This is a genomic window from Salinimicrobium sp. CAU 1759 (genome assembly GCF_054482715.1).
Map to the genome: position 1 here is coordinate 396,569 of NZ_JBTLRK010000001.1, position 23,799 is coordinate 420,367.

Consider the following 23,799-nt stretch of genomic DNA (forward strand, 5'->3'; position numbering starts at 1 on the left):
AATTGTCGGTAATCAGAATATTCAGGGGAAATGGGGCAAAACCTGATTCTCAAAGGGATAAGCGTTATTCCGCAAAGAAAACTTAGATTAAATTTTTTATCTGGTTAGTCCTGTACAGTCTTTGCACAAAACCTGTCAAAATATTACAAGTAATGAAAGTTTTAGTTATTGGAGGAGGAAATATGGGCCTTACCTATGCAGAAGGAATGGCGTCATCAACATTTTTAAACAGGCGAAAGCTGATGGTGTACGATGTATCACCAGATAAAATTGTCCTGCTCAAAGACATGGGAATTTTTGATGTAAAGGAAAAACTTGAGGATGCTTTGCCCAAAGCAGATCTGGTTTTTCTTGCTGTAAAGCCTTACCACAGTGAAGAACTGTTTGAAAGGATGAAGCCCATGATGAACAAGGAACAAATAGCCGTTTCCCTCATGGCAGGTGTTACTATAGAAAGAATCCAGGAAGGACTGGGAATAAAGAAAGTGGTACGGGCTATGCCAAATCTACCTGCGCAGGTTGGAAAAGGAGTTACTTCCTATACTGAAAGTAAAGAAGTTTCCCGCGTGGAATTACTTATGGTTAGAAATCTTCTTGATACTACGGGTGAATCCATACACGTAAAAAATCAGAATTATATTGATGCCTCCACAGGAATTTCAGGAAGTGGACCGGCATATGTCTTTTACTTTATGAACTCTATGCTCGAAGCTGCCTTAAAAATGGGCTTTTCGGAGAACGATTCCAGAGTCCTTGTAAGTCAGACCTTTGAAGGGGCGGTTGAACTTTTCAACCAAAATGACCTCTCCCCCACTCTGTGGATGGATCGCGTCGCCTCAAAAGGGGGAACGACCCGTGCCGCGCTTGACTCCATGGATGATAATAATGTAAAGGAATTGATCAAGGAAGCAGCTTATGCCGCTTTTGACAGGGCTGTGGAGCTCGGTGAGGAAAGCTAAGAGAACCGCTAACAGATTAGTGCCGGCATGTTCAAAGAATATTGCCGGCTTTTTTTTGCCCTAATTTCAGCTTGATTTTTGATTAGCAGATCGAGTATAACACTAGAGTTCTTGGCTGATATTGCTTATATGTAATACTTTTGCCTTTCCCTGCCGGAACTACATTGATAAATTCCCGGAAGAAGACCAATTCCAGATTTTAATGATGAAAGATAATATGACCATTAATCAGCCTCGGCGACTTTTTGATTGCCTTACCTATCAACTTCAGAATTTCCCCTTAGCAGATATGCTTGCAGCCAAAGAAAATGGAGAATGGAGAAAATACAGCACTCTTGAAGTTAGTAAAAAGGTAGATGAAATAGGCGCCGGTTTACTGAAACTGGGATTTTCGGGAGGGGATGGCAGTATTGAAGGCAAGGACAAGATCGGGATCATAAGTCAGAACTGTCCCGAGTGGATGATGGTCGACATGGCGATCCAGCAAATAGGGGCTGTTTCTGTTCCGGTTTACCCCAATATCACCAATAATGAATTGAAGTTCATTCTCCAGGATGCCAACGTCAAATTTATATTTGTTGGAGATGCCTCTCTTTACAACAAGATTTCTGAAATTAAGGAGGAACTGCCGGCACTGCAACAGGTTTATTCATTCAAGAAGGTATCCGGAATTCCTCAACTGCAGGATTTGATGATAGAACCTTTAGCGGGGAGACAATCCGAATTAGAACAACTTAAAAATTCTGTCCAGGAAACAGATCTTGCCAGCATACTTTATACATCAGGCACCACAGGAACTCCAAAGGGAGTTATGTTGTCACATCGCAATATAGTTAGTAATTCCCTTGGTGCGGCCGATGTGATACAGGAGGTGGGGGTTGAAGGCAAAAGGGTCATAAGTTTTCTGCCCCTCAACCATGCGTTTGAAAGAATGGCCACCTACTGCTTTTTCTATAGTGGAGCTGCTGTTTACTATGCCGAAAGCATGGACACCATTGCTGTAAATCTAAAGGAAGTAAGACCCACACTTTTCACCACCGTTCCAAGATTACTGGAGAAGATCTATGAGGGAATCCTCGCTAAGGGAAATGACCTAATAGGTGTGAAAAGAAAACTCTTCTTCTGGGCACTTGACCTGGCAGAGAATTTCGAGATAAATAAGCCTCAAAGTCTAAGTTACAGGCTACAGCTTGCCCTTGCCAATAAGCTCATCTTTAGTAAATGGAGAGAGGCTTTGGGTGGAGAAATAAAATCGATCATTACAGGTGCGGCCGCCTGCCAGGTGCGTTTGCTGAAAATTTTCACTGCCGCCGAAATCGTCATCCAGGAAGGGTACGGTCTAACTGAAGCCTCTCCTATCATTAGTGGGAACCGCTACAATGAAAAGAACCGCATGTTTGGCACTGTTGGACCCCTACTTAAGGATGTTGAAGTGAAAATTGCTGAAGACGGGGAAATACTGTGTAAAGGGCCAAATGTCATGATGGGCTACTATAAACGACCAGATCTAACCGAAGAGGTCATGGAAGGACAGTGGCTTCGTACAGGTGACATTGGGAAATTAATAGATGGAAAATTCCTGAAGATCACAGATAGAAAGAAAGAGTTGATCAAGACCAGCGGCGGAAAATTCGTAGCCCCTCAGCCTATAGAAAATAAAATGGTAGAAAGTCCATGGATCGAACAGATCATGGTGGTAGGGGAACTGCAGAAATTTGTTGGTGCTTTAGTGGTTCCGGCTTTTGAAGCCATAAAAAAGTGGTACCAGGAACAGGAGATCCCCTATCCCGGAAATGATAAAGTTCTTCATGCTGTTGAAGTAAAACAGTTGATAAGTGATTCGGTGAAAAAATACAATCTGCAATTTAATCCGGTGGAGCAGATAAAGAAGTTCAACTTGATCCCAAACGAATGGACCATCGAAGGTGGGGAGTTGACTCCAACCCTAAAGCTGAAGCGGAGAACCATCCTGGAGAAATACCAGGAGTTCGTGCAGGGTATTTATAATTGATAAAAAAAATTTCAGGAAGGGTACTATAGTAAGTCTCGACCTAAAGAAAGACAAGAAATTTTTTTTTAAAGAAGTGCAATTTTTAATTCTTTCCTTAGTGAAATAGAAATTTTCAACTATATTTGCAACCGCAAAAATGGTTGCGACATTCCTCCTTAGCTCAGTTGGTTAGAGCATCTGACTGTTAATCAGAGGGTCCTTGGTTCGAGCCCAAGAGGAGGAGCAAAGAAAAAGGGTGTTAGTGACCTTTTAAAATGACACTGAAGACATATTGAAATTCCTCCTTAGCTCAGTTGGTTAGAGCATCTGACTGTTAATCAGAGGGTCCTTGGTTCGAGCCCAAGAGGAGGAGCAAAGAAAAAAGCCTAACATGTCTGTTAGGCTTTTTTTTGTTCTTTCGGTTTTCCTGAAACTTTGACTTTCAAAAATGTCATTTTTGAAAGTTCTTATATTCCGCGGTTACAGCCGTCATTGTCTATCACAGACCGGTGTTGCTGCAGGTAATCGATCAAATATTCCGCAGTGGTCTTTTCATAGGTTTTGGTTGGCTGCTGAAAATCCTGTGCATAGACGTTGGAAATATAATCACTAAGAGCTACCGTGATCTGTGTATTATCGGGCATGTTACTACCATTGGTAGCAATGAGTTCTTTCCTCCCATTCCTGCTCTCCATCCTTATTCCCGAATACGCAAGGGAAGGCGCATAGGATGAATTGAGAAAATCCTCCAGCTCTCCAACGGTCATGGTAAAAGAATCTAAACCGTTCTGAAATGGATCTATGGTATAGATATCGAAAGGTGTGATACTCCCGTAATCCAAGCCGGCACGAATTCCGCCGTAATTCTGGAAAACTACATCGGCACCTGTAATGGTACGTATGGCATCAGTGTAGAAACAGGCAGTTTCAGCAGTATTATGGTCCTGAAGCGATGTTCCTATTTCCACAAAAAATTCCGGCTGATTATTATATTCAGCTATTAATTCTTCCATAGCATCATCAGTTTCGGTCACCTGGTCAAGATAAATTAGTTCATGGGCATAATTTGTAACTTCACCATTCTCCACAGTCAGGCTTAGTTTTGTCAGTATCTTTAGATTTGAACCTGACTGGACCATGTACCTCCCATTCACCTGCTCACTGTAAACTGAATGGTTGTGACCACCCACAACAAGGTCCACAAAATCGTGTTGCTCCAGGATCATCTTATCTCCCGTTCTTCCGTAATGAGTCACCGCAACCACAAGATCGGCAGCCATAACTTCAGCATCGTTGCGATATTTTGCCATGGCATTCACACCTTCTGAAAACTCAAGCCCCTGCAGTTTTTTAGGATGGGACAGCGGTTTATTATCTGCCGAACCTGTTTCTACCACACTGATGAAAGCGATCTCAAATCCATCTTTTTCAAGGATCAGTTTCCCCTGCGGAATAGTAAATCCTGAAGTGCTCGTCTCAATATTTGCGCAAAGAAACGGAAACTCCGAATCCAGCATTCTTTCCTGAAGCACTTCCTGCCCGTAATCAAACTCATGATTTCCTAAAGCACTCACGTCCATTCCGGCTTTACCCATGAGGTCAACAATAGGAAATCCTTTTTCGGGATGGTAATCAACAATTGGATTTCCGGAGAAAATGTCTCCGCCGGAGACGAAGAATACCTGGGACTCAGTTTCTTTTTCCTTGTCGATGATCGCTTTGATCTTTCCGAAGTTATGGATCTTACCATGTGGATCATTGATAGAGTAGATAACGATTTCTTCAGATTGCGGTTCTACTTCGGGCGGCGCGGGATCTTCGGGTGTTTCAGAAGAACAGGACACCAGGAAAAGAATACCTGTCAAAAATGTCATTTTCCGAAGGTATTCCGCAGCAGAGATTGATAAATGTGTGACCATACAGAGGGTGAAAAAATAAAGGCCAAAATATGATATTTCGGCCTTTAATGTTTTAAAAATAGACTGTCTTACTCAAAGAGCCAGCGATAAATGTCATTTCCATTGGCGAAAAGAACAAGCGCGATCAAGATCACAAACCCAACCAGTTGCGCGTATTCCATGAATTTCTCATTCGGCTTTCTCCCTGTCACCATTTCATATAATAAGAACACCACGTGCCCCCCGTCAAGCGCCGGGATAGGAAGGATGTTCATAAACGCAAGTATAATAGAAATGAAAGCTGTGGTCATCCAGAATGCCTGCCAGTTCCACGCATCGGGGAAAAGTCCTCCAATGGCTCCAAAACCTCCCACTTGAGTAGCACCTTTTTTAGTGAAGACGTATTTGAACTGAGCCACATAATCATGCAGCGTCCAATAAGCCAGGTCAAAGCCTTTTTCTATACTTTCAGCAAAGGAATAGTACTCCCTGCTCACCTTTATTGAAGACTGCGGATCCACATACACTCCAAGGTTACCTTCTTCATTGGGTGTTAATTTTATCTCCTTTTGATTCGGGGCAAGTGCAGCAGCTTTTTGATCATCTAACTCCACGCTCTCAAATTCTCCTTCACGGCTGTAAACCAGTCTTAGCTCTTTATCTTTACTGCGATCAACCTCGCGGGTCATTTGATGCCAATATCCAATCTCAACATCATTTATTGAGATAATCCTATCTCCCTTCTTCAAACCTGCACGATCTGCAGGACTATCTGCAATTACCGAATCCAGTATGGGAATGGTCATAGGAACAAAGGGTTGCATCACACCTTCCTGAAACATTTGAGAACCAATCTCTGCAGGAACAGCAATGGTTTCCTGTTGCCCGTTTTGATGTTCAACTGTGATGGTCTCTACATCCCTTAAAAAAAGGTATTTATTGATGTCGATACTATTCTTTAGATCTTCTCCATTTACCTGCAGCACCTTGTCACCATCCTGAAAGCCGAATTCCTTAAAGGTGTCATCTACTGCAAAACCATTTGGCATATCACCGGGTGCGATATAAGGGCTACCCCAGGTAAATACGACCATCATATAAATAAAGAATCCTAGGATGATGTTTACTGTTACCCCGCCTACCATAACTATCAACCGCTGCCAGGCAGGTTTTGTGCGGAATTCCCAGGGCTTTGGCGGTTGCGCCATTTGCTCCTTGTCCATGCTCTCATCGATCATCCCGGCGATCTTCACGTAACCTCCTAAAGGAAGCCACCCAATACCGTAAACCGTATCCCCTATTTTCTTCTTGAAAAGGGCAAATTTTACATCAAAAAAGAGGAAGAACTTCTCCACTTTGATCCCAAACATCTTTGCGGGAATAAAGTGCCCAAGCTCATGCAGAACAATAAGCAGGGATAAACTGAGGATTAGCTGAAGTGCTTTTATAAAAAAAGGATCCATAAATCTGGCTAAATTAAAATCGCACAAAAGTAACCTTTTAAAGGTTCACACAAAAGTTTAAAGTTCAGCTGGTTCAGGATCAATTGATTTTAAGATAGTAGGGTGTCAAAAATGACATTTTAGAATCGTAATTTTGTGCTCAAATAAAAGTTATGCTCAGCTTTTTTGCCAAATATAAATTCTTCGGAATTTTTCTTTTTGTGCTTTCCGGGATCATCATTACGATCATCTACAACATCCTGAAGCCTGAAGAAAGACTCCCTGTTTTCCAGCCCAATATGGTGAACAATGAGCTGGTGGATTCCACTATGCAGGAAGTTCGGAAGTATCACACTATTCAGGATTTTAAGCTCTACAACCAGAATGGCGATATAATTACTGAAGATTTCTACAATGATAAGATCTATGTAGCCGATTTTTTCTTCACGACCTGCCAGACCATCTGCCCAATCATGACAGATCATATGTTGGAGATCCAGGAAAAGCTGAAGGATGATGAAGATGTCCTTTTACTTTCTCACACCGTGATCCCGGCTTATGATAGTGTTCCTGTCTTAAGAAAATACGCCGATGAAAAAGGGGTGATGGATGAGAAATGGAACCTGGTAACGGGAGATAAAAAAGAGATCTACGACCTGGCGAGAAAATCCTACCTGGCTGCAAAATCTGACGGAGACGGCGGTACTTTTGATATGATCCACACCGAAAATTTTGTGCTTGTCGATAAGGAAAAAAGAATAAGAGGCTTCTACGACGGCACAGATCCCTCCGCTATTGAGGAGCTAATGCAGGATATCAAGATCCTGAAGCGAGAGGACCGCTAAGCTGACCTTTGTCAGGAAAGCAATAATTAAAAGTTCTTTTGTGGGTGCAAGTTTTTCTAAGTGTAGATTTTGCCTTATTTTTGCCTTGTTTAAAATCAATCTAAATAAAAGTTGATCAAGACAATTGCCGATCTTAGAAGGGGCCAGAGGGGCATCATTAAAGAAATTTCAGCCGAAAAAATTCCGCTAAAGCTTCTGGAAATGGGATGCCTGCCCGGCAATGAAGTTGAGCTGGTGCAAACAGCTCCATTTAGAGATCCCCTATACCTTAACATTAACGGCAGCCACCTGGCGATAAGAAAGGAGACCGCCATGCATATAGAAATAGAAATTCTTCCCTAATCATGGCCAAACAGATAAATGTTGCGTTAATTGGCAATCCTAATACAGGGAAGACATCTGTTTTCAATCAGCTTACCGGGTTGAACCAACAGGTTGGGAATTATCCCGGGATCACAGTTGAAAAAAAGGAAGGAATATGTAAGCTATCCCGCAATATTAAAGCACACATTCTTGACCTGCCAGGAACTTATAGCCTTAACGCCTCCTCTCTTGATGAAAATGTGGTTATTGAACTACTGCTCAATAAAAACGATAAGGATTACCCCGATGTAGCAGTTGTGGTGAGTGACGTTGAGAATCTAAAGCGAAATCTCCTGCTTTTTACCCAGATAAAAGATCTTGAAATACCCACCATTCTGGTCATAAATATGGCCGACAGGATGAAGCGCAAAGGGATCTCAATTGATGTTCCTGCCCTAGAAAAGGAATTGAAAACGAAGGTTGTTTTGGTAAGTGCCCGCAAACGAACGGGTATTGATGAGCTAAAGGAGCATATAGTAAACTACAGGCATATCTCAACCGAGCCTTGTTTGAATGCATCCTCCATGGATCCTGATTATTTCAACAGGCTGCGAAATGCCTTTCCCAATCAGTCATTATATAAGCTTTGGCTGGTCATTACCCAGGATGTCAATTTTGGGAACGTGAACAGGAACAGCGTCTCTCTTAGAGAAGACTTTGTCACCAAAGACGAGAGCACTCTCAAAAGAATGCAGCAAAAGGAGACCATCCTGCGATACCAGTTCATCAATAATGTTCTTAAGAGGACGATGACCATTGATGTTAACGCTGCAAAGGGCCTGAGAGCAAATCTTGACAGGATCCTAACCCATAAAGTTTGGGGCTATGTAGTATTCTTTGCTATTCTTTTATTGATCTTTCAGGCTATTTATGACTGGTCCAGCTATCCAATGGATTTTATAGATGCCTCTTTTGCCAAACTAAGCGAAGTAACAAGAACGGCCATGCCATCGGGGCCTTTTACAAATCTTATTGCTGAAGGGATTATTCCCGGACTGGGAGGTATTGTAATTTTCATTCCGCAGATCGCCTTTCTCTTTTTGTTCATCTCAATTCTTGAAGAAAGTGGCTACATGAGTCGGGTGGTATTTCTGATGGACCGCACCATGCGCCGCTTCGGACTTAGCGGAAAAAGTGTTGTGCCCCTGGTATCGGGAACTGCATGCGCCATTCCTGCGGTTATGGCCTCAAGGAACATCGAAGACTGGAAGGAAAGACTTATAACAATTTTGGTGGTACCATTTACCACCTGCTCTGCAAGACTACCGGTTTACCTCATAATTATAGCACTGGTAATTCCGGATAAATCGTTTATGGGTTTTAATCTTCAGGGGTTGACCTTGATGCTTTTATACCTCCTTGGGTTTGCCATGGCAATAGGATCGGCCTGGATACTCCACAAGATCCTGAAGTTAAAGAGCAAATCCTATTTTGTTATTGAGATGCCCAACTATAAAGTGCCAATGTTCAAGAATGTGGGGATCAATGTAGTTGAAAAGACCAAAGCATTTGTTCTAGGTGCCGGAAAGATCATTCTGGCGATCTCCATTATTCTTTGGGTGCTGGCCAGCTATGGTCCCGGAGATAATTTCACCAATGCCCGGGAGATCGTGGAAGCAGAGTACAGTGAAACTGCCCTGCCCGATGAAGAAGTGGATGAGCTGGTGGCTTCCTATAAACTTCAGCATTCTTATATAGGAAACATAGGAAAAGCAATTGAACCTGCCGTAGCCCCGCTGGGTTACGACTGGAAAATAGGGATCGCAATAGTTAGCTCGTTTGCTGCAAGAGAGGTCTTTGTTGGCACATTAGCAACAATCTATAGTGTTGGGAGTGATGAGGAAGAAACTATTAAAGCACGAATGGCGTCTGAAAAGAATCATATTTTGGGAGGACCCTTATTTACTTTTGCCAGCGGAATAAGTCTTCTGCTGTTCTATGCTTTCGCAATGCAATGTATGAGTACCCTTGCTATAGTAAAACGAGAAACCAACACCTGGAAATGGCCTGTGTTGCAATTAGTAGTCATGACGGCCATAGCATATGTCGCCGCCCTGTTCGCCTTTCAAATTTTGAATTAGAATTATGGAAATACTTCAGGAAATACTCGTCTTTATAACCTTCGCCTTAGCTGTGGGTTACATGTTCACAAAGTTTGTGTACAAACCGAAATTTATCTTTGGAGGTAAGAAGAAAGCTGATAAAGCCTGCGGGCCCGCCTGCGGAAGCTGTCATTAATTTCCTTTTTCTCCTGCAGCTGCAATTCTTAAGTAGTATTCAGAGGGGGCTATAGGTATTGCTGTTTCAGGATAAGGCCTAAGATGAGAAACAAGCACCTGTAGGTCTTCAGAAATTGTAAATTCTCCTCCCGTACCCGAAACTACCACTTCTTTCTCAAAATATTTCCCCATTACTGTAATCCCAAGCAAAACTTTCGCCTCTCCCGGCCAGATACAGGTCACCTGTTTTGGACAGCGGGAATCGGATGTTACTTTCAGGAATTTTATACTCGATTTTTCCAGCTCAATTGCCTGCCCCATTTCGAGATCAACATTTAAGCTTACAGGCACTTCCTGTGCAGGAACGGCCAAGTGAAACAAGGCCATAGAAATTACAAACAAAATCTTCTTCATACTCTAAAGACGGAATAAAATAGTCGCTGTTGCATTTTAGCCTAATCCAACGTCCAGAGTCATCATCACCATAAATCCTCCAATGAAGCCCATGGTGGCAATATCGGTGTACCTGTCCTGTTGGGCTTCGGGAATTACCTCCTCCACCACTACAAAGATCATGGCACCGGCGGCAAAACAAAGCGCGTAAGGTAAGATTGGTTCAAAGGTCATGACAGCCCATGCTCCAAGTACTGCTGCTATTGGTTCTACTATTGCAGATAACTGTCCGTAATTCCAGCTTTTCCAGCGGCTCATTCCTTGTCCGCGTAATGGCATTGCTACCGCGAATCCTTCAGGAAAATTCTGTAACCCAATTCCCATTGCCAGGGCGACCGCCCCTCCAATACTGGCACCTTCCAGGCCCATTGCAGCACCACCAAAGAGTACCCCTATAGCCAGTCCTTCCGGAATGTTATGCAGAGTGATCGCCAGAGTTAAAAGAACCGATTTGTGCCAGGGCGTCTTCACGCCTTCTTTATCGGCCATTTTAAAGTTCACATGCAGGTGAGGCAGCACCTTATCCAGCCCAAAAATGAAAAATGCGCCGAGACCAAATCCAACGACAGCCGGAATAACTTTCACAAAGCCCTCTCCTTCACTCATTTCGATTCCGGGTGCCAGTAAGCTCCAAAAACTTGCTGCGACCATCACCCCGCCTGTGAATCCCAACATTCCGTCAAACAATGCCCTATTCATTTTTTTGAAAAAGAACACCAGGCTTGCTCCTAGAGCCGTGAGACCCCAGGTGAATAACGTGGCTAAAAAAGCCGCCATTACGGGATCCAGGGATTCAAAATATGCGATTATATTATTCATGATTCGGTGGGTTTTACAAATAAATTGGTGGAAATGCTTTTCGAAACTCGCAGTTCATTTTCATTGACCTGGATCAAAAGGGAGTCATCATATTCTTCCCGCTGCACTACTTTGATAGGTTTCCCAAGAGTGATCTCGTTCTTATCGAGGTACCTCAGGAACTCGGTGGAAGAATCCTTTACTCCAACACAGATTCCCGACTGCCCCTCAGTAAGATCGGCCAGTAACATCTTGTTGGAGATCCTGAAATTTCCATCTGCATCGGGAATTGGATCCCCATGAGGATCCCTTTTGGGATGTCCTAAGAACTTATCCAGTTCATCGGTGAGTTTTTCTGATTTGATATGCTCGAGTTGTTCAGCGATATCGTGAACCTCATCCCAGGAGAAATTCAGCTTATCGACCAGGAAAACTTCCCAGAGGCGATGTTTTCGAATTACCTCTATGGCAGCATGCTTTCCATTTTCACTTAGATGAACACCCTGATATTTCCGGTATTTTACCAGATTTTTATCAGAAAGCTTCTTCAGCATATCTGTGACAGACGAAGCCTTGGTCTCCATTTCTTCAGCCAGGGCATTTGTACTCACTCCTGCCGAATATTTCTTTTCTAAATGGAAAATGGCCTTGAGGTAATTTTCTTCGGAAAGGCTGAACATATAAAGCTTGTTTTTACGGGTCAAAATTACATTTTTTAATCTTCATAAACAATTTTTAGCCTTGTCTAAAAATTGTTTATACCTTTGTCAAAAATTGTATTGTGAGAATCTTACTTTTTATACTTGTCTTGCTCACTCCTTTCATTAATCAGGCGCAGACTGCGACGATTTCCGGAGAGGTCCTGGCTAATGGTGAGCCGGTGCCGTTCGTTAATATTTATCTCGAAGGGACAAAAACGGGAACTACAACTAATGAGAAAGGACAATTTACTCTGGAAGTTCCTTTAGGGCACCACGAATTGATCCTACAGGCTGTAGGTTATAAAACACAAAAACACCACCTGGACATTTTAAATTCAGAATCGCAACTAATTGATTTCTCCCTACAGGAAGACGTTACAGGCCTGGACCAGGTGGTGATTTCTGCAAGTCGAAATGGCCAGCTTAGACATACCGCTCCCGTCATTGTTTCAGTTACTTCTGCAAAAGAATTTAAAGCCACCCAGTCTATTAGCCTTAGTGAAGGTCTGAACTTCCAGCCCGGTCTAAGGATGGAAACCAACTGCCAGAATTGTGGTTTTTCTCAGGTACGAATGAACGGCCTGGACGGCGCTTACTCCCAAATCCTCATTGACAGCCGTCCCATATTCAGTGCTCTAAACGGAGTTTACGGCCTCGACCAGATCCCGGCAAATTCTATAGATAGAATAGAAGTAGTGCGCGGCGGCGGCTCAGCATTATATGGCTCTAATGCTATTGCAGGAACAATAAATATAATCACGAAAGTCCCGACCGAAGATTATTTCGAAGTAGCAGGTAATTTAGCTGCTATAAATGCTGAAACAAGTGACAAGGCCGTAACTCTTAATGGAACAGTCCTAACCGACAGTTATAATGCAGGACTAAATGTCTACGGAATGTTAAGAGACCGGAATCCCTACGACCACAACGGAGATGGCTTTACCGAACTCACACAAGTCGAAAATAAAACCTTTGGATTTAAGTCATTTTACAGACCTAATGACAGAAGTAAATTAAGCCTGGACTTCCATACTATTCACGAATTTCGTCGCGGCGGAAATAAACTCGACCTTCTTCCTTTTGAAGCCGATATCACCGAACAGATCGAAAGTGACGTTATCGGCGGTGGCCTTACCTACGAAGCCTTCTCAAAAAGTGGAAATTTCAGATATTCTCTGTACAGCACGGCACAATTGTCCCGCAATGACAACTTCTACGGTGGAAAAGCTGAAACTTTGGAAGAGAGTTTAAGAGGTTATGGAAATTCTCTCGACAACACATACCTGCTCGGCTCCCAGTTCTCCTTTGATCAGGAAAACTTTTTGGGATCAACAGCGACTTTAACTGTTGGTAGTGAGTTCAAGAACAACCTGATGAAAGATAGGAAGCCGGGCTACAATGCTTTTGTTGACCAAAACCTGAATATTCTCGGAATTTATGCTCAGCAGGAATGGCAGGCCACCAAAAAGTTGAAACTTCTCGGAGGTTTACGTGCAGATCTTCATAATGCGGCAGAAGAAAATATCATTTTTAATCCCCGATTGAATCTACTGTTTGCTGCAAGTGAACAATTGCAATTCCGTACGAGCTATGCGAAGGGATTCAGAGCACCACAAGTATTTACAGAAGATATCCATGCCAGGATCGCTGCCGGGGAAGTGAACCTGGTTCAATTTTCTGATGATCTTATCTCAGAAACGTCCCATAGTTATCTCGCTTCCGTAGAGTGGAGCAAAACCACTTTAGATGAAAACTACCGACTTACTTTTGAAACCTTCTACACAAGACTCACAGATCCGTTCATCCTGGAGCGAATTTCTGAAACTGTTTTTGAGAAACGGAACGGCGAAGGCGCAGATGTTTACGGAATCAATTTGGACGCAGTCTTTGCCCCCAATCCCGATTGGATCCTGCAGCTGGGAGGGACATTGCAGCGAGCACAATACGATTCTCCCGTGCAATTTAGCGATGATCCCGATGTATCTCTTGAAAATGCCGAAAACTTCTTCAAGTCTCCCAACATCTATGGAAATTTCATCCTCACCTATGCTCCTGTAAAGAACTGGCAGAACAACCTTTCCGGCGTTTACACCGGTAGCATGTATGTACCGCATTTGGCAGGATATATTGAAAATGACCGACTCGAAAAAACTGAAGACTTCATGGAGGTGAATTTTAAAACGGCCTACATCTTCGAATTGTCAAAAGGATTTCAGCTCGAACTGAATTTGGGAATTCAGAATATTTTTAATCAGTATCAGCAGGATTTTGATCGGGGTGTAGACCGTGATGCGAACTATGTCTATGGACCTTCACGACCCAGAACAGCTTTTATAGGATTGAAATTCGGAAGTAAATTGCTTCAGTAAAAGCCATTTTTGACACCTAAAAGCCGCGCTCCTTCTGAATCTTTTCGTAGGCTTCCTGGACTTTCCGGAATTTTTCTTCAGCTCCCTTGATATAAGCCTCATCCATGTGCTGGATCTTATCTGGGTGATATTTCTTGGCCATGGTCCTGAAAGCTTTCTTCACCTCAGCATCAGTAGCCGATTTGTCGATCTCCAGGATCTTGTAAGCATTATCGGTAGTCTGGAAGAACATGGCATACATGCTCTCAAAATCTTTTACCCCAATGCGCAAGTACCCTGCAATTTGCCTTATCTTTCCTGCCTCGGCTTGGCTCACACTACCATCGGCATTTGCTATGCTGAAGAGGAAGTGAACGATCTGTAACCTTGCAGCATATTGAGTTCGGGCTGCCAAAAATTGAGAAATTCGCCGTTCATCGAGTTGCCGGTCTTTGACCACGTCATTAAAGGTGCGAAAAACAGCATTTGCGCGTTCTTTTCCGTAGGCCTGCACAAAGTAATTCCGCACATAATCCATCTCCTTTTGACTCACCTTACCATCTGCCTTAATTACTATAGCCGAAAGAGTCAACAAATGCAATTCAAAGTCTCCCGGGGTTACGCGCTCCTCTTCAGCAAAGAATCCGCCGCGACGGGATGAGGTGAGAGAATCTATGATGCTTCCTATAATAAATCCGAGGATGGCTCCACGAAATCCATAAAACATAAAGCCGACAAAAGCGGCAAACCATTTGATCATTAAGGTACTTTTGGGCTGTAAAGATAGTATTTTACAATGGCTTTTTTTCTGAAAGAGGAGCCGGTCAAGCCTTTAACTCCCGAAAATTTATGCTCTTACATTTATTTGGTATCTTTGCATCTTTAGTTCTAACAATAAAAAATTGATATATGTATCCACCGGAATTAGTGAAGCCAATGCGAGAAGATCTTACGAGCATTGGGTTTGAAGAATTACACTCAGTAGAGCAGGTTGATGAGGCGATCGCAAGAAAAGGAACTACCCTGGTGGTGGTGAATTCTGTTTGCGGTTGTGCTGCTGCAAATGCACGTCCCGCTGCAAGAATGTCCTTACAGAACAGCAAACGTCCAGATCACCTGGTGACCGTTTTTGCAGGAGTTGACCGTGAGGCTACAGAAAAAGCCCGTGATTATATGGTTCCTTTCCCTCCTTCTTCTCCAGCTATGGCTTTGTTTAGAGATGGCGAGTTGGTTCACATGCTGGAAAGACACCACATAGAAGGTCGTCCGGCAGAGGTTATTGCAGATAATCTTACTGAAGCTTATAACGAGTTCTGCTAAACAGCATCGAACTTAAATAAAAAAGAGCAGTCAAAAATGTCATTTTTGACTGCTCTTTTTATTTCTAGGAAAAGGATCGAAACGGGAAATTGCTCCATTGTTTCTATTCCTGTACCCTGTCGTTGGACCGATTCATATTGGAGATTTTGAGGCACTTTTTGCCTCATTCTCAGTATTCAAAAAAAAATATTTACTTTTAATTAAAGGAAAATCACCCTACAACGAGAAAGTTATGGGAAATTCAATAAAAGTCAGAAAGATGAAAAACTTATTTTTATTCACGCCATTGTTCTTTTTATGTTCTATCCTGTTCACATCATGTAAAAGTGAAAACAAGGAAGTGCCTGATGAGCAATTATTGGAGGCCAATGTTGCTACAGATAAGCCGGGTCATTCAGATTCTGATGTTATTGAAATCGTAACAGATGCCATGAATTTCAAAACGAAAGATGAATTCCCCTCCGGCTGGAACACTTTCGAGTATAAAAATAATTCCAATGAGACGCATCTTATACTTTTTGATAAATATCCTGAAGGAAAAGGGTTAGAAGATGCAGTTCGTTCTGTTGTTCCCCCATTTCAGGAAGGGATGAATTTCATTAAAGAAGGTAAGATGGAAGAAGCAGGTGTAGCTTTTGGCAAATTACCTGAATGGTTTAACGACGTCGAGTTTGTTGGAGGTGTTGGATTAATTTCTCCTCAATCAACTGCCCAGTCCACATTATATCTTGAACCCGGCACGTATATTATAGAATGTTATGTGAAGATGCCGAATGGCATTTTTCACACTACAATGGGGATGGCGAAGGAGATCGAGGTAGTGGAAAAAGCCAGTGGAATGTCTGCGCCTACTCCTGACTATAACATAATTATTTCAGCTAATGAAGGAATTGTTTTCGATGATAAGGTCACAGCCGGAGAAAAAACATTTGCGGTAAAGTTTGGAGAGCAGAAAGTTCATGAGCATTATCTAATGCATGATGTGAATCTGGTACGGGTGGAAGAAGGGGCAGATATGTCTAATCTTATTGACTGGGTGAATTGGTCAGCACCTGATGGGCTTCAGACGCCGGCACCGGAAGGATTTAAGTTCCTTGGCGGGATGCAGGAAATGAAATCGGGGAAAACAGGTTACTTTACTGCAGATCTTAGACCTGGAACTTACGCTCTAATAGCTGAGGTTCCTGATGCGGAAAGCAAGGGAATGTTAAAAACATTCACTGTCAAATAAATTAAAGAACCGGTAAACTATTTTTTGAGAATTTGAACATGGATCCGAGCTTTTCTTCGGTAGGTTACGCAGAATTCTGCTGACCAAAGGAAGAAGAATTTTTATCCAATTTTCATCTTTAACTTAGTTTCTCTCATGGCTGTTTTTCACCCGGCCTCGGTTGAGGCCCTGTTTCCAGCCATATTTAAAGTGGGTTGGCAGCAATAAAAACTCGCCAAACATTTAATTGGGTATATCCGTCATTCCTTGTGACCATTTTGGAAGGGTTGACTGTATCAGTATTAGAGAAACAGTAAAATGACTACTGGAACTGACTCTTGTTTTGCACGGCAGGAATTATTTGCAGAAATTGCAGCCTCTTGCAAGCAAGTACAAATGAAGACTTTTAAAAAGATCCTTTCCTACCCGCTTTCGGTAGTATTCTACATTTTTTTCTTTATTACGCTGTTGGTATTTCATCCAATTCAGTGGATCTGTCTGAAATTAGGAGGCTATCAGGCGCATAAAAAGAGTGTAGACATCTTCAACTTTTTTCTTTTACGTTGTCTGAACATCCTGGGAACCCGATATACATTTGAGAATCCTTACGACCTGCCAACCGACAAATCCTGCATTTTTGTGGCTAATCACCAGGGAATGTATGACATTCCACCTATCATTTGCCATATGCGGAAGCACCATCCCAAATTTGTTAGCAAGAAAGAACTAGGTAAAGGAATCCCAAGTATATCATACAATTTAAGACACGGCGGAAATTTGCTAATTGATCGCAAGAACGGAAGGGAAGCTTTGGTGAAAATGTCAAAATTCGCCGATTATCTGAATCAGCACAAACGCTCTGCCGTAATTTTTCCTGAAGGAACCCGCAGTCGCACAGGTGCTCCCAAGAAGTTTGCAGTTCAGGGCTTGCAACTGCTCATCAAAAAAATGCCCGAAGCCGTCATTGTTCCAATCACCATCAATAACAGCTGGAAACTCTTTCGCTACGGAAGCTTTCCCATGGGCATAGGAGTTCATCTCAAACTTAAAGTACACGCACCAATTACAGCAAATTCTGAAGGCGCCGATGCTTTAGTTGCACAAGTGGAGCGAATAATCACAGCCGATATAAAGTAAGTTCAAAAATTCCCTTTTTAGCAATTATGGATAAGAACAGGATCATCTCTGAAACTGAAAAATTTGTGAAGCAGACTTTGCAGGATGCTGAAGGTGGTCATGACTGGTTTCACATAGAGAGGGTATTTCAAAATGCCAAAAAGATTGCCGCTTCTGAGGAGGTAGACGAATTTGTTGTTGCTTTGGGAGCCTTGCTCCACGATATTGCCGATTCCAAGTTCCATAACGGTGACGAAACAGTAGGACCTGGAATGGCCCGTAAATTTTTAGAGGAACAGCAGGTACCGGAAGAAGTGATCTTCCATGTCGAAAATATAATCAAGTGGATCTCCTTCAAAGGCGGAAATGAAACCCAGCAATTTTGCTCTCCCGAACTGGATGTCGTGCAGGATGCCGACAGGCTTGATGCGCTGGGAGCCATTGGGATTGCCCGCACCTTTAATTATGGAGGCTTTAAAGGAAGAGCAATTTTTGATCCCGATGTAAAGCCTAACTTCAACATGAGCAGGGAGGAATATAAAGCTTCAACAGCTCCAACGGTAAATCACTTCTATGAGAAATTATTTCTCCTCAAAGACAGGATGAACACTAAAACCGGAAGGAAACTTGCTGAAGAACGGCACGAATTCATGGAAAACTTTCTTGCAGAATTCTATAAGGAATGGGGACTACCCTCTCAAAAATGGGATTTTTAGAACAATTTCATTTGCCCGTCCTTATACTGTTCGTGTAGCTCACAGTTCAAAACCGGTCGTTCACTTCCTCTTAGGTACAATTTTCGGGCAATCGCGAATTGCTGTGCTACCTGATTGGCGATATTCCCGTCACCTTTCATTCGTGTTCCGAAGCGGCTGTCATTGAGAGTTCCGCCGTGGCACTCTGCTATTTGGTTCAGCACTTTTTCGGCCTTTCCGGGCATGGCTTTTTTTATCCAGGTAGCGAAAATCTCCCCTATAGCGCCATTCAGCCTTACTACGGTATAACCCACGCCACATGCGCCTCTTTCTGAGATCTCCTTCACAAGCGGCAGGATTTCATGGCTATTGATCGAGGGAATAATGGGCGCCATCATTACATTCACCGGAATACCTCTGGAACTCAAAACTTCGATCGTCTGCAATCTTTTCTTTATACTGGCAGTTCGCGGTTCGAGAAGCTGTCTTGTCTTTTCATCCAGGGAAGTAATGGAAAGATTTACCCGCACCAGGTTATCAGCTGCCAATTCCTCCAGGATATCAACATCTCTCTGAATAAGAGCATTTTTGGTAATGATCCCTACCGGATGTTTATACTTGAGAAATACCTGAAGCAATTTTCTGGTGATCTGCAGTTTTCGCTCGACCGGCTGATAGCAATCTGTATTTCCCGAAAGTACTATAGGAACTGCTTTCCAGCTCTTGCTTCGCAGCTTTTGTTCCAAAAGTTCAACCGCATTTCGCTTGACAAGGATCTTTTGTTCAAAATCGAGTCCGGCACCATAGCCCCAATACTCATGAGAATTTCGGGCATAACAGTAAACGCAGCCGTGCTCACAGCCCTGGTAAGGATTGAGGGAATATTCCAGCCCCACATCGGGGCTGGTAACCTTATTCACTATAGTTTTTGGAAAAGTATCAATAAAGGCAGTTTTTGAAGGGGTTGCTTCATCACCCTCGGCCGCACAGTAATTGAGAAAATCATCCCTCATTTCATAAGACAGCGCATCAAACCGGTTTTTAACCTGATGCTGCGCTCCCCTTCCCCGAATAAAATCGTTCCTCTCCATAAGGAACAAAAATAGGATATTTTCCTGTTATGTGGAAATTTTCCTATTTACCCGGAAAGTCGGCCTTGCGTTTGTTGAGGAAAGCTGAAGTTCCTTCTTTAAAATCTTCGGTCCCAAAGGAGCTTCCGAATTCGTCGATCTCCACCTCAAAACCGTTGACTCCGGCTTGATAGTTTGCATTCAGGGCTTTTATAGCTGCAGCAACTGCCACCATTGAGTTGTTCATGATCTTACCGGCCAGTTTTTCGGCTAAAGGGATAAGCTCTTCAGAAGTCGTAATGTGGTTCACTAAACCATATTCTTTCGCTTCTTTTGCATCGATCATTCCGGCAGTCATGATCATTTCCATGGCCTTGCCTTTTCCAACGAGTTGAGGCAATCTTTGTGTGCCACCATATCCCGGAATAACTCCCAGGGAAACTTCAGGCAAGCCCATTCTTGCATTGTCGCTGGCGATCCTAAAATGTGCAGCCATAGCCAGTTCGAGTCCGCCACCAAGGGCAAATCCGTTTACCGCTGCAATTACGGGCTTTGGGAAATTGGCCACAACATCAAAAAGTTTCTCCTGACCTTCAGCTGCAAGCCGCCTTCCTTCTTCAGGTGAAAATTCAGCAAACTCACTGATATCAGCACCGGCAACGAATGCCTTTTCACCGCTTCCGGAGAGAATGATCACTTTAATGTCGCCATCTTCCCTGGCAGATTCAAAAGCTTCATTAAGTTCAGCAATAGTAGCTTTATTTAAAGCATTCAATTTGGTAGGCCTGTTGATCGTGATGTAGCCTATGCTGTTATTCTCTTCAAAAAGTATGTTTTCAAACTCCATTTCTTATTATTTTGGAAAGTGCACCTTAAAGATAGTGCCTTTATTTAATTTTGATGTAAACTCGATACTCCCGCCGCAGCTCTCTACAATATTCTTTACCATCGCAAGGCCCAGACCCATTCCGCTGGATTTCGTTGTGAACTTAGGCTCAAATACCTTGTCTTTATTCTCTTCGGAAATGCCCACCCCGTTGTCTGATACTATTAAACAGGCACGGCCTTCTTCTTCAGTAACGGTTACCAGCACCGCCGGATTCTTCTCCTTATCGACCGCCTGCACTGCATTTTTGACAAGATTTGTTACGACCCTTATCAATTGCGTACGATCAAACTTGGCAATGATCTCCTCTTTTTCTGACGAGAACAGGATATAATCTTCGTTGAAAATATCGAGAGCCAGTTTTACTATTTTTGGAACATTAAGAGTTTCATTCTGCTGCGCCGGCATCTTTGCAAAATTGGAAAAAGCTGAAGCAATTGAACTCATCGTATCGATCTGCGTGATCAAAGTATCACTGAATTCATCCACTTTTTGCTGCATCTGCGGATCATTGGGATCGAATTTCCTTTGGAAATTCTGAACACTCAATCGCATTGGCGTAAGCGGATTCTTGATCTCATGAGCCACCTGTTTTGCCATTTCCCTCCAGGCCTGCTCCCGCTCACTTGTAGCCAGTTTCGCCGCACTTTCTTCCAGCTCGTCGATCATTGAATTATAGGCAGCTACAAGGGTAAAGATCTCCTCACTTACATTGCCAATCTCGATCTTTTGGTTCTTTTTATCCAGTCGCGTTTGATGTATCCTTTCGGAAACCGTTTTTAAACTTCGGGTAATGTATTTAGAAAGGAAATACGCCAGTAGGATAGCCAGCACCAGCATGAACAGGTAGACTTCAGTAAGTTTTACGAGAAAATTCCGAAGGTCCCTGGTGATAAAATAATCATCTTCCAGGTAAGGAAGATTCAGAATAGCCAGTGGTCGGAATTTGTTATCAGTAATAAAAGTATAAGAAGACTGAAATCTTTTGTCGTTTTTGACAATGTGGCGAATAACTCTCTTTCGGGAAGAGGATTGTAATTGATCCAGCACCTGGTCATCCAGCCTTAGATCTGTAGTATCTGGAAAAAAGGATTGATTTGATTTCAAAATTAGATCTCCATCGAGGCTGTACACATTAATAGGCATGTTGTGTACCTGGGAAACCTCGTGGATCTTGTCCCTCTCCTTTAAAATGAGGTAGACATTCTCTTCGCTCACCTCGTAAGTAGTACTTTCTACTACAAACTTGATATGCTCCCTTATAGCCTCTTCCTTTCTCTCAAGTCTCTCCCTGTGATAGGTCTGTGCTTCTTTCTTGTATTGTAAAACCGTAATTCCTCCAATCAGGATCGAGGCCAGCAAGACCAGGACGATCATTGAGAGGAAAATTCGGGTTCTTAAAGAGAATTTCAAATGTTCTTGTTTAAAGTGGCAAAATACTCAACAATTATTAAACCATTCTACGCATCGGGATTTTTGGACCGAACCCGCTTATAAACCTTTATTCCCAGCATCAACATTCCGGCCAGTAAAAAGATCCCGATCACTCCATAGATCCAGTTGATGGCATCCTTTACGATGACAAGAAAAGTAACAGCGAAAAGAATTAGAGTAGAAACTTCATTCCACAGCCTCATTTGGTTTGAGGTCCAGGCGATCTTGTCATTTTGCATTTGTTTAAAAATATGGTGGCACTTGAAGTGATAAGCAAATAGCAGCACCACAAACAATAGTTTGACATGCATCCAGGACATTTGCAGCCAGGCTGGCATAAGGATGAGGAGCCAAACAGCAAAAAAAGTAGCAAGAACTGCCGAAGGCCAGGTAATAATATACCACAGCCTTTTGGTCATGATCTTTAACTGGTCGCTTAAAATGCTTTTTTGGGGCTCCGGTTTTTCTGAAGCTTCAATGTGGTAAATGAACAGCCGCGGAATATAAAAAAGTCCGGCGAACCAGGTAATCACAAAGATGAGATGAAGGGCCTTGATGTAATTGTAGTATTCCAATTTATTCTGAAGGTTTTTTATCTGGATTGAGGCGAGTGTTGGAAATGGCTTCTTTTTAGAATTCAGAAGATTCATTCAGATTCTGCTTCACCACTTCCCAAGGTATGGATTTGCCACCATTCTTCAAGTGGTCGTCGTAACCTCTCATCAGCTCTTCCTCTTGCTCTGGCGAAATGTTCAATTCTTCTGAAAGTGCAGCCCTTTTATTAGATGTATATTCCTCTCCTGCTTCTGAAGCTTTAGGCGAATAGTCAAGCAAAATCTCCTCCACCCTCTTCAAAACGGAAGCATCATCACAGTTAATGATCTTCTCTAAAAGTTCCAACTTCAGCCTCTCCTTTTCCATATCCTAACAAAGATAAAGAAAACTGCATTTTGAAGAGGTGTCAAAAATGAGATTATACGGCTACATTTTGGTGAGCCCATTCATCGATCCAACGCGCCAGGACCTTCACCCAATCCTCGCGATCATTAAGACATGGTACCACAGTGAATTTTTCCCCTCCTACCTCTTCAAAGATCTCTTTCCCTTCCATTGCGATCTCTTCTAAGGTCTCAAGACAATCTGAGACGAAGGCCGGAGTAACTATAGCAAGATTCTTTACCCCTTCCAGTCCCTTTCTTTCAATAGTCCTGTCTGTATAAGGTTGCAACCAGGGATCGAAACCAAGTCTTGACTGAAAAGACACCGAATATTTACCTTTTTCAAGCCCCAGGTACTCGGCTACTAATTTTGTGGTCTCATAACATTGATGGCGGTAGCAGAATTGATGCGCCGCAGAAGGGGTCTGGCAACAACTGCCATCTATTGTACAATGGGATTTCGTGATATCACTCTTCCTAATATGTCTTTTTGGAACACCGTGGTAAGAGAACAAAAGATGATCAAAATCCACTCCTTTCAAAGATTCTGCAATGCTTGTACCCAACACCCGAATATAATCTTCGTGATTGTAGAATGCAGGAACCGAAGTAAAAGTCATTTGTGGAAAATGCTTTTTCCGAAGTTCTTCGGCCAATACCAGAATTGTTTCGGTAGTTGCCATGGCAAACTGCGGATATAGCGGAAAAATGAGCACCTCATCCACTCCTTTATCCTGCAACTCCTGAAGTCCGCTTTTAATAGAAGGTTTTCCGTACCGCATGGCAAGGGCAATGGGTACAGAAGTTAATTCATCTACTTTCTCCTGAAGCCTTTCAGAAAGAACAATAAGAGGAGAGCCCTCTTCCCACCAGATCTTCTCATAAGCCTCGGCCGATTTATTAGGCCTGGTATTGAGAATTATTCCTCTTACTAAAAGGGTACGTGCCCAGTAAGGCACATCTATCACCCTTTCATCCATGAGGAATTCATCGAGATATTTCTTTACATCTTTTGGATCTGTACTGTCGGGAGAACCAAGATTGACAAGTAAAACTCCTTTGCTCATCTTTTAATTTTGCTTCAAAAATACAATTATTAACTTCTGCTGAAAAT

Annotated in this window: 22 protein-coding genes and 2 tRNA genes; 12 read left to right on the forward strand and 12 right to left on the reverse strand. The window is 42.7% G+C overall.

Annotated features, from left to right (window positions below; genetic code table 11):
* Positions 1-152 precede the first annotated feature (152 nt).
* The 4 genes from proC (at position 153) to ACXYMT_RS01765 (ending at position 3,322) form a co-directional block, all read left to right on the forward strand.
* Complete coding sequence (proC, locus tag ACXYMT_RS01750; RefSeq protein ID WP_459057369.1) at positions 153-959, forward strand: pyrroline-5-carboxylate reductase; 807 nt, start codon at positions 153-155, stop codon at positions 957-959.
* Positions 960-1,161: 202 nt separating this feature from the next.
* Positions 1,162-2,970, forward strand: coding sequence for an AMP-dependent synthetase/ligase (locus tag ACXYMT_RS01755; RefSeq protein WP_459057370.1), 1,809 nt, complete (start codon positions 1,162-1,164; stop codon positions 2,968-2,970).
* 149 nt (positions 2,971-3,119) lie between these two features.
* Positions 3,120-3,193, forward strand: a tRNA-Asn gene (locus tag ACXYMT_RS01760).
* Between the two features lie 55 nt (positions 3,194-3,248).
* A tRNA-Asn gene (locus ACXYMT_RS01765) sits at positions 3,249-3,322 on the forward strand.
* 94 nt (positions 3,323-3,416) lie between these two features.
* On the opposite strand, the gene ACXYMT_RS01770 is transcribed toward ACXYMT_RS01765, so the two are convergent.
* Positions 3,417-4,823, reverse strand: a complete 1,407-nt coding sequence (locus ACXYMT_RS01770) for a bifunctional metallophosphatase/5'-nucleotidase (RefSeq protein WP_459057371.1) — start codon at positions 4,821-4,823, stop codon at positions 3,417-3,419.
* Positions 4,824-4,936: 113 nt separating this feature from the next.
* Positions 4,937-6,310 (reverse strand): RIP metalloprotease RseP, encoded by a 1,374-nt coding sequence (rseP, locus tag ACXYMT_RS01775; protein ID WP_459057372.1) that lies wholly within the window; start codon positions 6,308-6,310, stop codon positions 4,937-4,939.
* A 152-nt stretch (positions 6,311-6,462) separates the two neighbouring features.
* On the opposite strand from rseP, the gene ACXYMT_RS01780 reads away from it, so the two are divergent.
* The 3 genes from ACXYMT_RS01780 (at position 6,463) to feoB (ending at position 9,578) form a co-directional block, all read left to right on the forward strand.
* Positions 6,463-7,134, forward strand: a complete 672-nt coding sequence (locus ACXYMT_RS01780) for an SCO family protein (protein ID WP_459057373.1) — start codon at positions 6,463-6,465, stop codon at positions 7,132-7,134.
* 114 nt (positions 7,135-7,248) lie between these two features.
* Complete coding sequence (locus ACXYMT_RS01785) at positions 7,249-7,476, forward strand: FeoA family protein (RefSeq protein WP_459059132.1); 228 nt, start codon at positions 7,249-7,251, stop codon at positions 7,474-7,476.
* Between the two features lie 2 nt (positions 7,477-7,478).
* Positions 7,479-9,578 carry a ferrous iron transport protein B gene (feoB, locus tag ACXYMT_RS01790; protein ID WP_459057374.1) on the forward strand — a complete coding sequence of 700 codons (2,100 nt, stop codon included), beginning with the start codon at positions 7,479-7,481 and terminating at the stop codon, positions 9,576-9,578.
* Between the two features lie 153 nt (positions 9,579-9,731).
* On the opposite strand, the gene ACXYMT_RS01795 is transcribed toward feoB, so the two are convergent.
* From ACXYMT_RS01795 to ACXYMT_RS01805, 3 genes are read right to left on the reverse strand one after another with little or no spacing between them, the layout of a single operon-like run.
* Positions 9,732-10,130, reverse strand: a complete 399-nt coding sequence (locus ACXYMT_RS01795; RefSeq protein ID WP_459057375.1) for a hypothetical protein — start codon at positions 10,128-10,130, stop codon at positions 9,732-9,734.
* Positions 10,131-10,166: 36 nt separating this feature from the next.
* Positions 10,167-10,988, reverse strand: coding sequence for a ZIP family metal transporter (locus ACXYMT_RS01800; protein WP_459057376.1), 822 nt, complete (start codon positions 10,986-10,988; stop codon positions 10,167-10,169).
* Positions 10,985-11,647, reverse strand: coding sequence for a metal-dependent transcriptional regulator (locus ACXYMT_RS01805; RefSeq protein WP_459057377.1), 663 nt, complete (start codon positions 11,645-11,647; stop codon positions 10,985-10,987). The genes ACXYMT_RS01800 and ACXYMT_RS01805 overlap by 4 nt, the downstream gene beginning before the upstream one ends.
* Before the next feature lie 101 nt (positions 11,648-11,748).
* Between ACXYMT_RS01805 and ACXYMT_RS01810 the strand changes: the two genes are divergently transcribed.
* Entirely contained in the window at positions 11,749-14,037 is a 2,289-nt protein-coding gene (locus tag ACXYMT_RS01810) for a TonB-dependent receptor (protein WP_459057378.1), read from the forward strand.
* 16 nt (positions 14,038-14,053) lie between these two features.
* Here the strand turns inward: ACXYMT_RS01810 and ACXYMT_RS01815 are convergent, their stop codons facing one another.
* Positions 14,054-14,776 carry a TerB family tellurite resistance protein gene (locus ACXYMT_RS01815; protein ID WP_459057379.1) on the reverse strand — a complete coding sequence of 241 codons (723 nt, stop codon included), beginning with the start codon at positions 14,774-14,776 and terminating at the stop codon, positions 14,054-14,056.
* A gap of 149 nt (positions 14,777-14,925) precedes the next feature.
* On the opposite strand from ACXYMT_RS01815, the gene ACXYMT_RS01820 reads away from it, so the two are divergent.
* The 4 genes from ACXYMT_RS01820 to ACXYMT_RS01835 all read left to right on the forward strand — a co-directional run bounded on the left by ACXYMT_RS01820 (position 14,926) and on the right by ACXYMT_RS01835 (position 18,378).
* Positions 14,926-15,336, forward strand: coding sequence for a BrxA/BrxB family bacilliredoxin (locus tag ACXYMT_RS01820; RefSeq protein WP_459057380.1), 411 nt, complete (start codon positions 14,926-14,928; stop codon positions 15,334-15,336).
* A 259-nt stretch (positions 15,337-15,595) separates the two neighbouring features.
* Positions 15,596-16,567 (forward strand): hypothetical protein, encoded by a 972-nt coding sequence (locus tag ACXYMT_RS01825; RefSeq protein ID WP_459057381.1) that lies wholly within the window; start codon positions 15,596-15,598, stop codon positions 16,565-16,567.
* 375 nt (positions 16,568-16,942) lie between these two features.
* Positions 16,943-17,683, forward strand: coding sequence for a lysophospholipid acyltransferase family protein (locus tag ACXYMT_RS01830; protein ID WP_459057382.1), 741 nt, complete (start codon positions 16,943-16,945; stop codon positions 17,681-17,683).
* A 26-nt stretch (positions 17,684-17,709) separates the two neighbouring features.
* On the forward strand, positions 17,710-18,378 hold the full coding sequence (locus ACXYMT_RS01835) for an HD domain-containing protein (RefSeq protein WP_459057383.1): 669 nt from the start codon (positions 17,710-17,712) through the stop codon (positions 18,376-18,378).
* Here the strand turns inward: ACXYMT_RS01835 and ACXYMT_RS01840 are convergent.
* From ACXYMT_RS01840 to hemH, 6 genes are all read right to left on the reverse strand, one after another.
* The gene (locus ACXYMT_RS01840; protein ID WP_459057384.1) at positions 18,375-19,448 is read right to left on the reverse strand and encodes a PA0069 family radical SAM protein; all 1,074 of its coding nucleotides are present in this window, start codon (positions 19,446-19,448) and stop codon (positions 18,375-18,377) included. The genes ACXYMT_RS01835 and ACXYMT_RS01840 overlap by 4 nt on opposite strands.
* A gap of 43 nt (positions 19,449-19,491) precedes the next feature.
* Positions 19,492-20,274 carry an enoyl-CoA hydratase/isomerase family protein gene (locus tag ACXYMT_RS01845; RefSeq protein ID WP_459057385.1) on the reverse strand — a complete coding sequence of 261 codons (783 nt, stop codon included), beginning with the start codon at positions 20,272-20,274 and terminating at the stop codon, positions 19,492-19,494.
* Between the two features lie 6 nt (positions 20,275-20,280).
* Positions 20,281-21,690, reverse strand: a complete 1,410-nt coding sequence (locus ACXYMT_RS01850; RefSeq protein ID WP_459059133.1) for a sensor histidine kinase — start codon at positions 21,688-21,690, stop codon at positions 20,281-20,283.
* Positions 21,691-21,773: 83 nt separating this feature from the next.
* The gene (locus ACXYMT_RS01855) at positions 21,774-22,322 is read right to left on the reverse strand and encodes a CopD family protein (RefSeq protein ID WP_459059134.1); all 549 of its coding nucleotides are present in this window, start codon (positions 22,320-22,322) and stop codon (positions 21,774-21,776) included.
* Between the two features lie 55 nt (positions 22,323-22,377).
* Positions 22,378-22,668, reverse strand: coding sequence for a hypothetical protein (locus ACXYMT_RS01860; RefSeq protein ID WP_459057386.1), 291 nt, complete (start codon positions 22,666-22,668; stop codon positions 22,378-22,380).
* A gap of 52 nt (positions 22,669-22,720) precedes the next feature.
* A complete protein-coding gene (gene hemH / locus ACXYMT_RS01865; RefSeq protein ID WP_459057387.1) occupies positions 22,721-23,752 on the reverse strand; it encodes a ferrochelatase in 1,032 nt (343 codons plus the stop codon).
* Between the last annotated feature and the right edge of the window lie 47 nt (positions 23,753-23,799).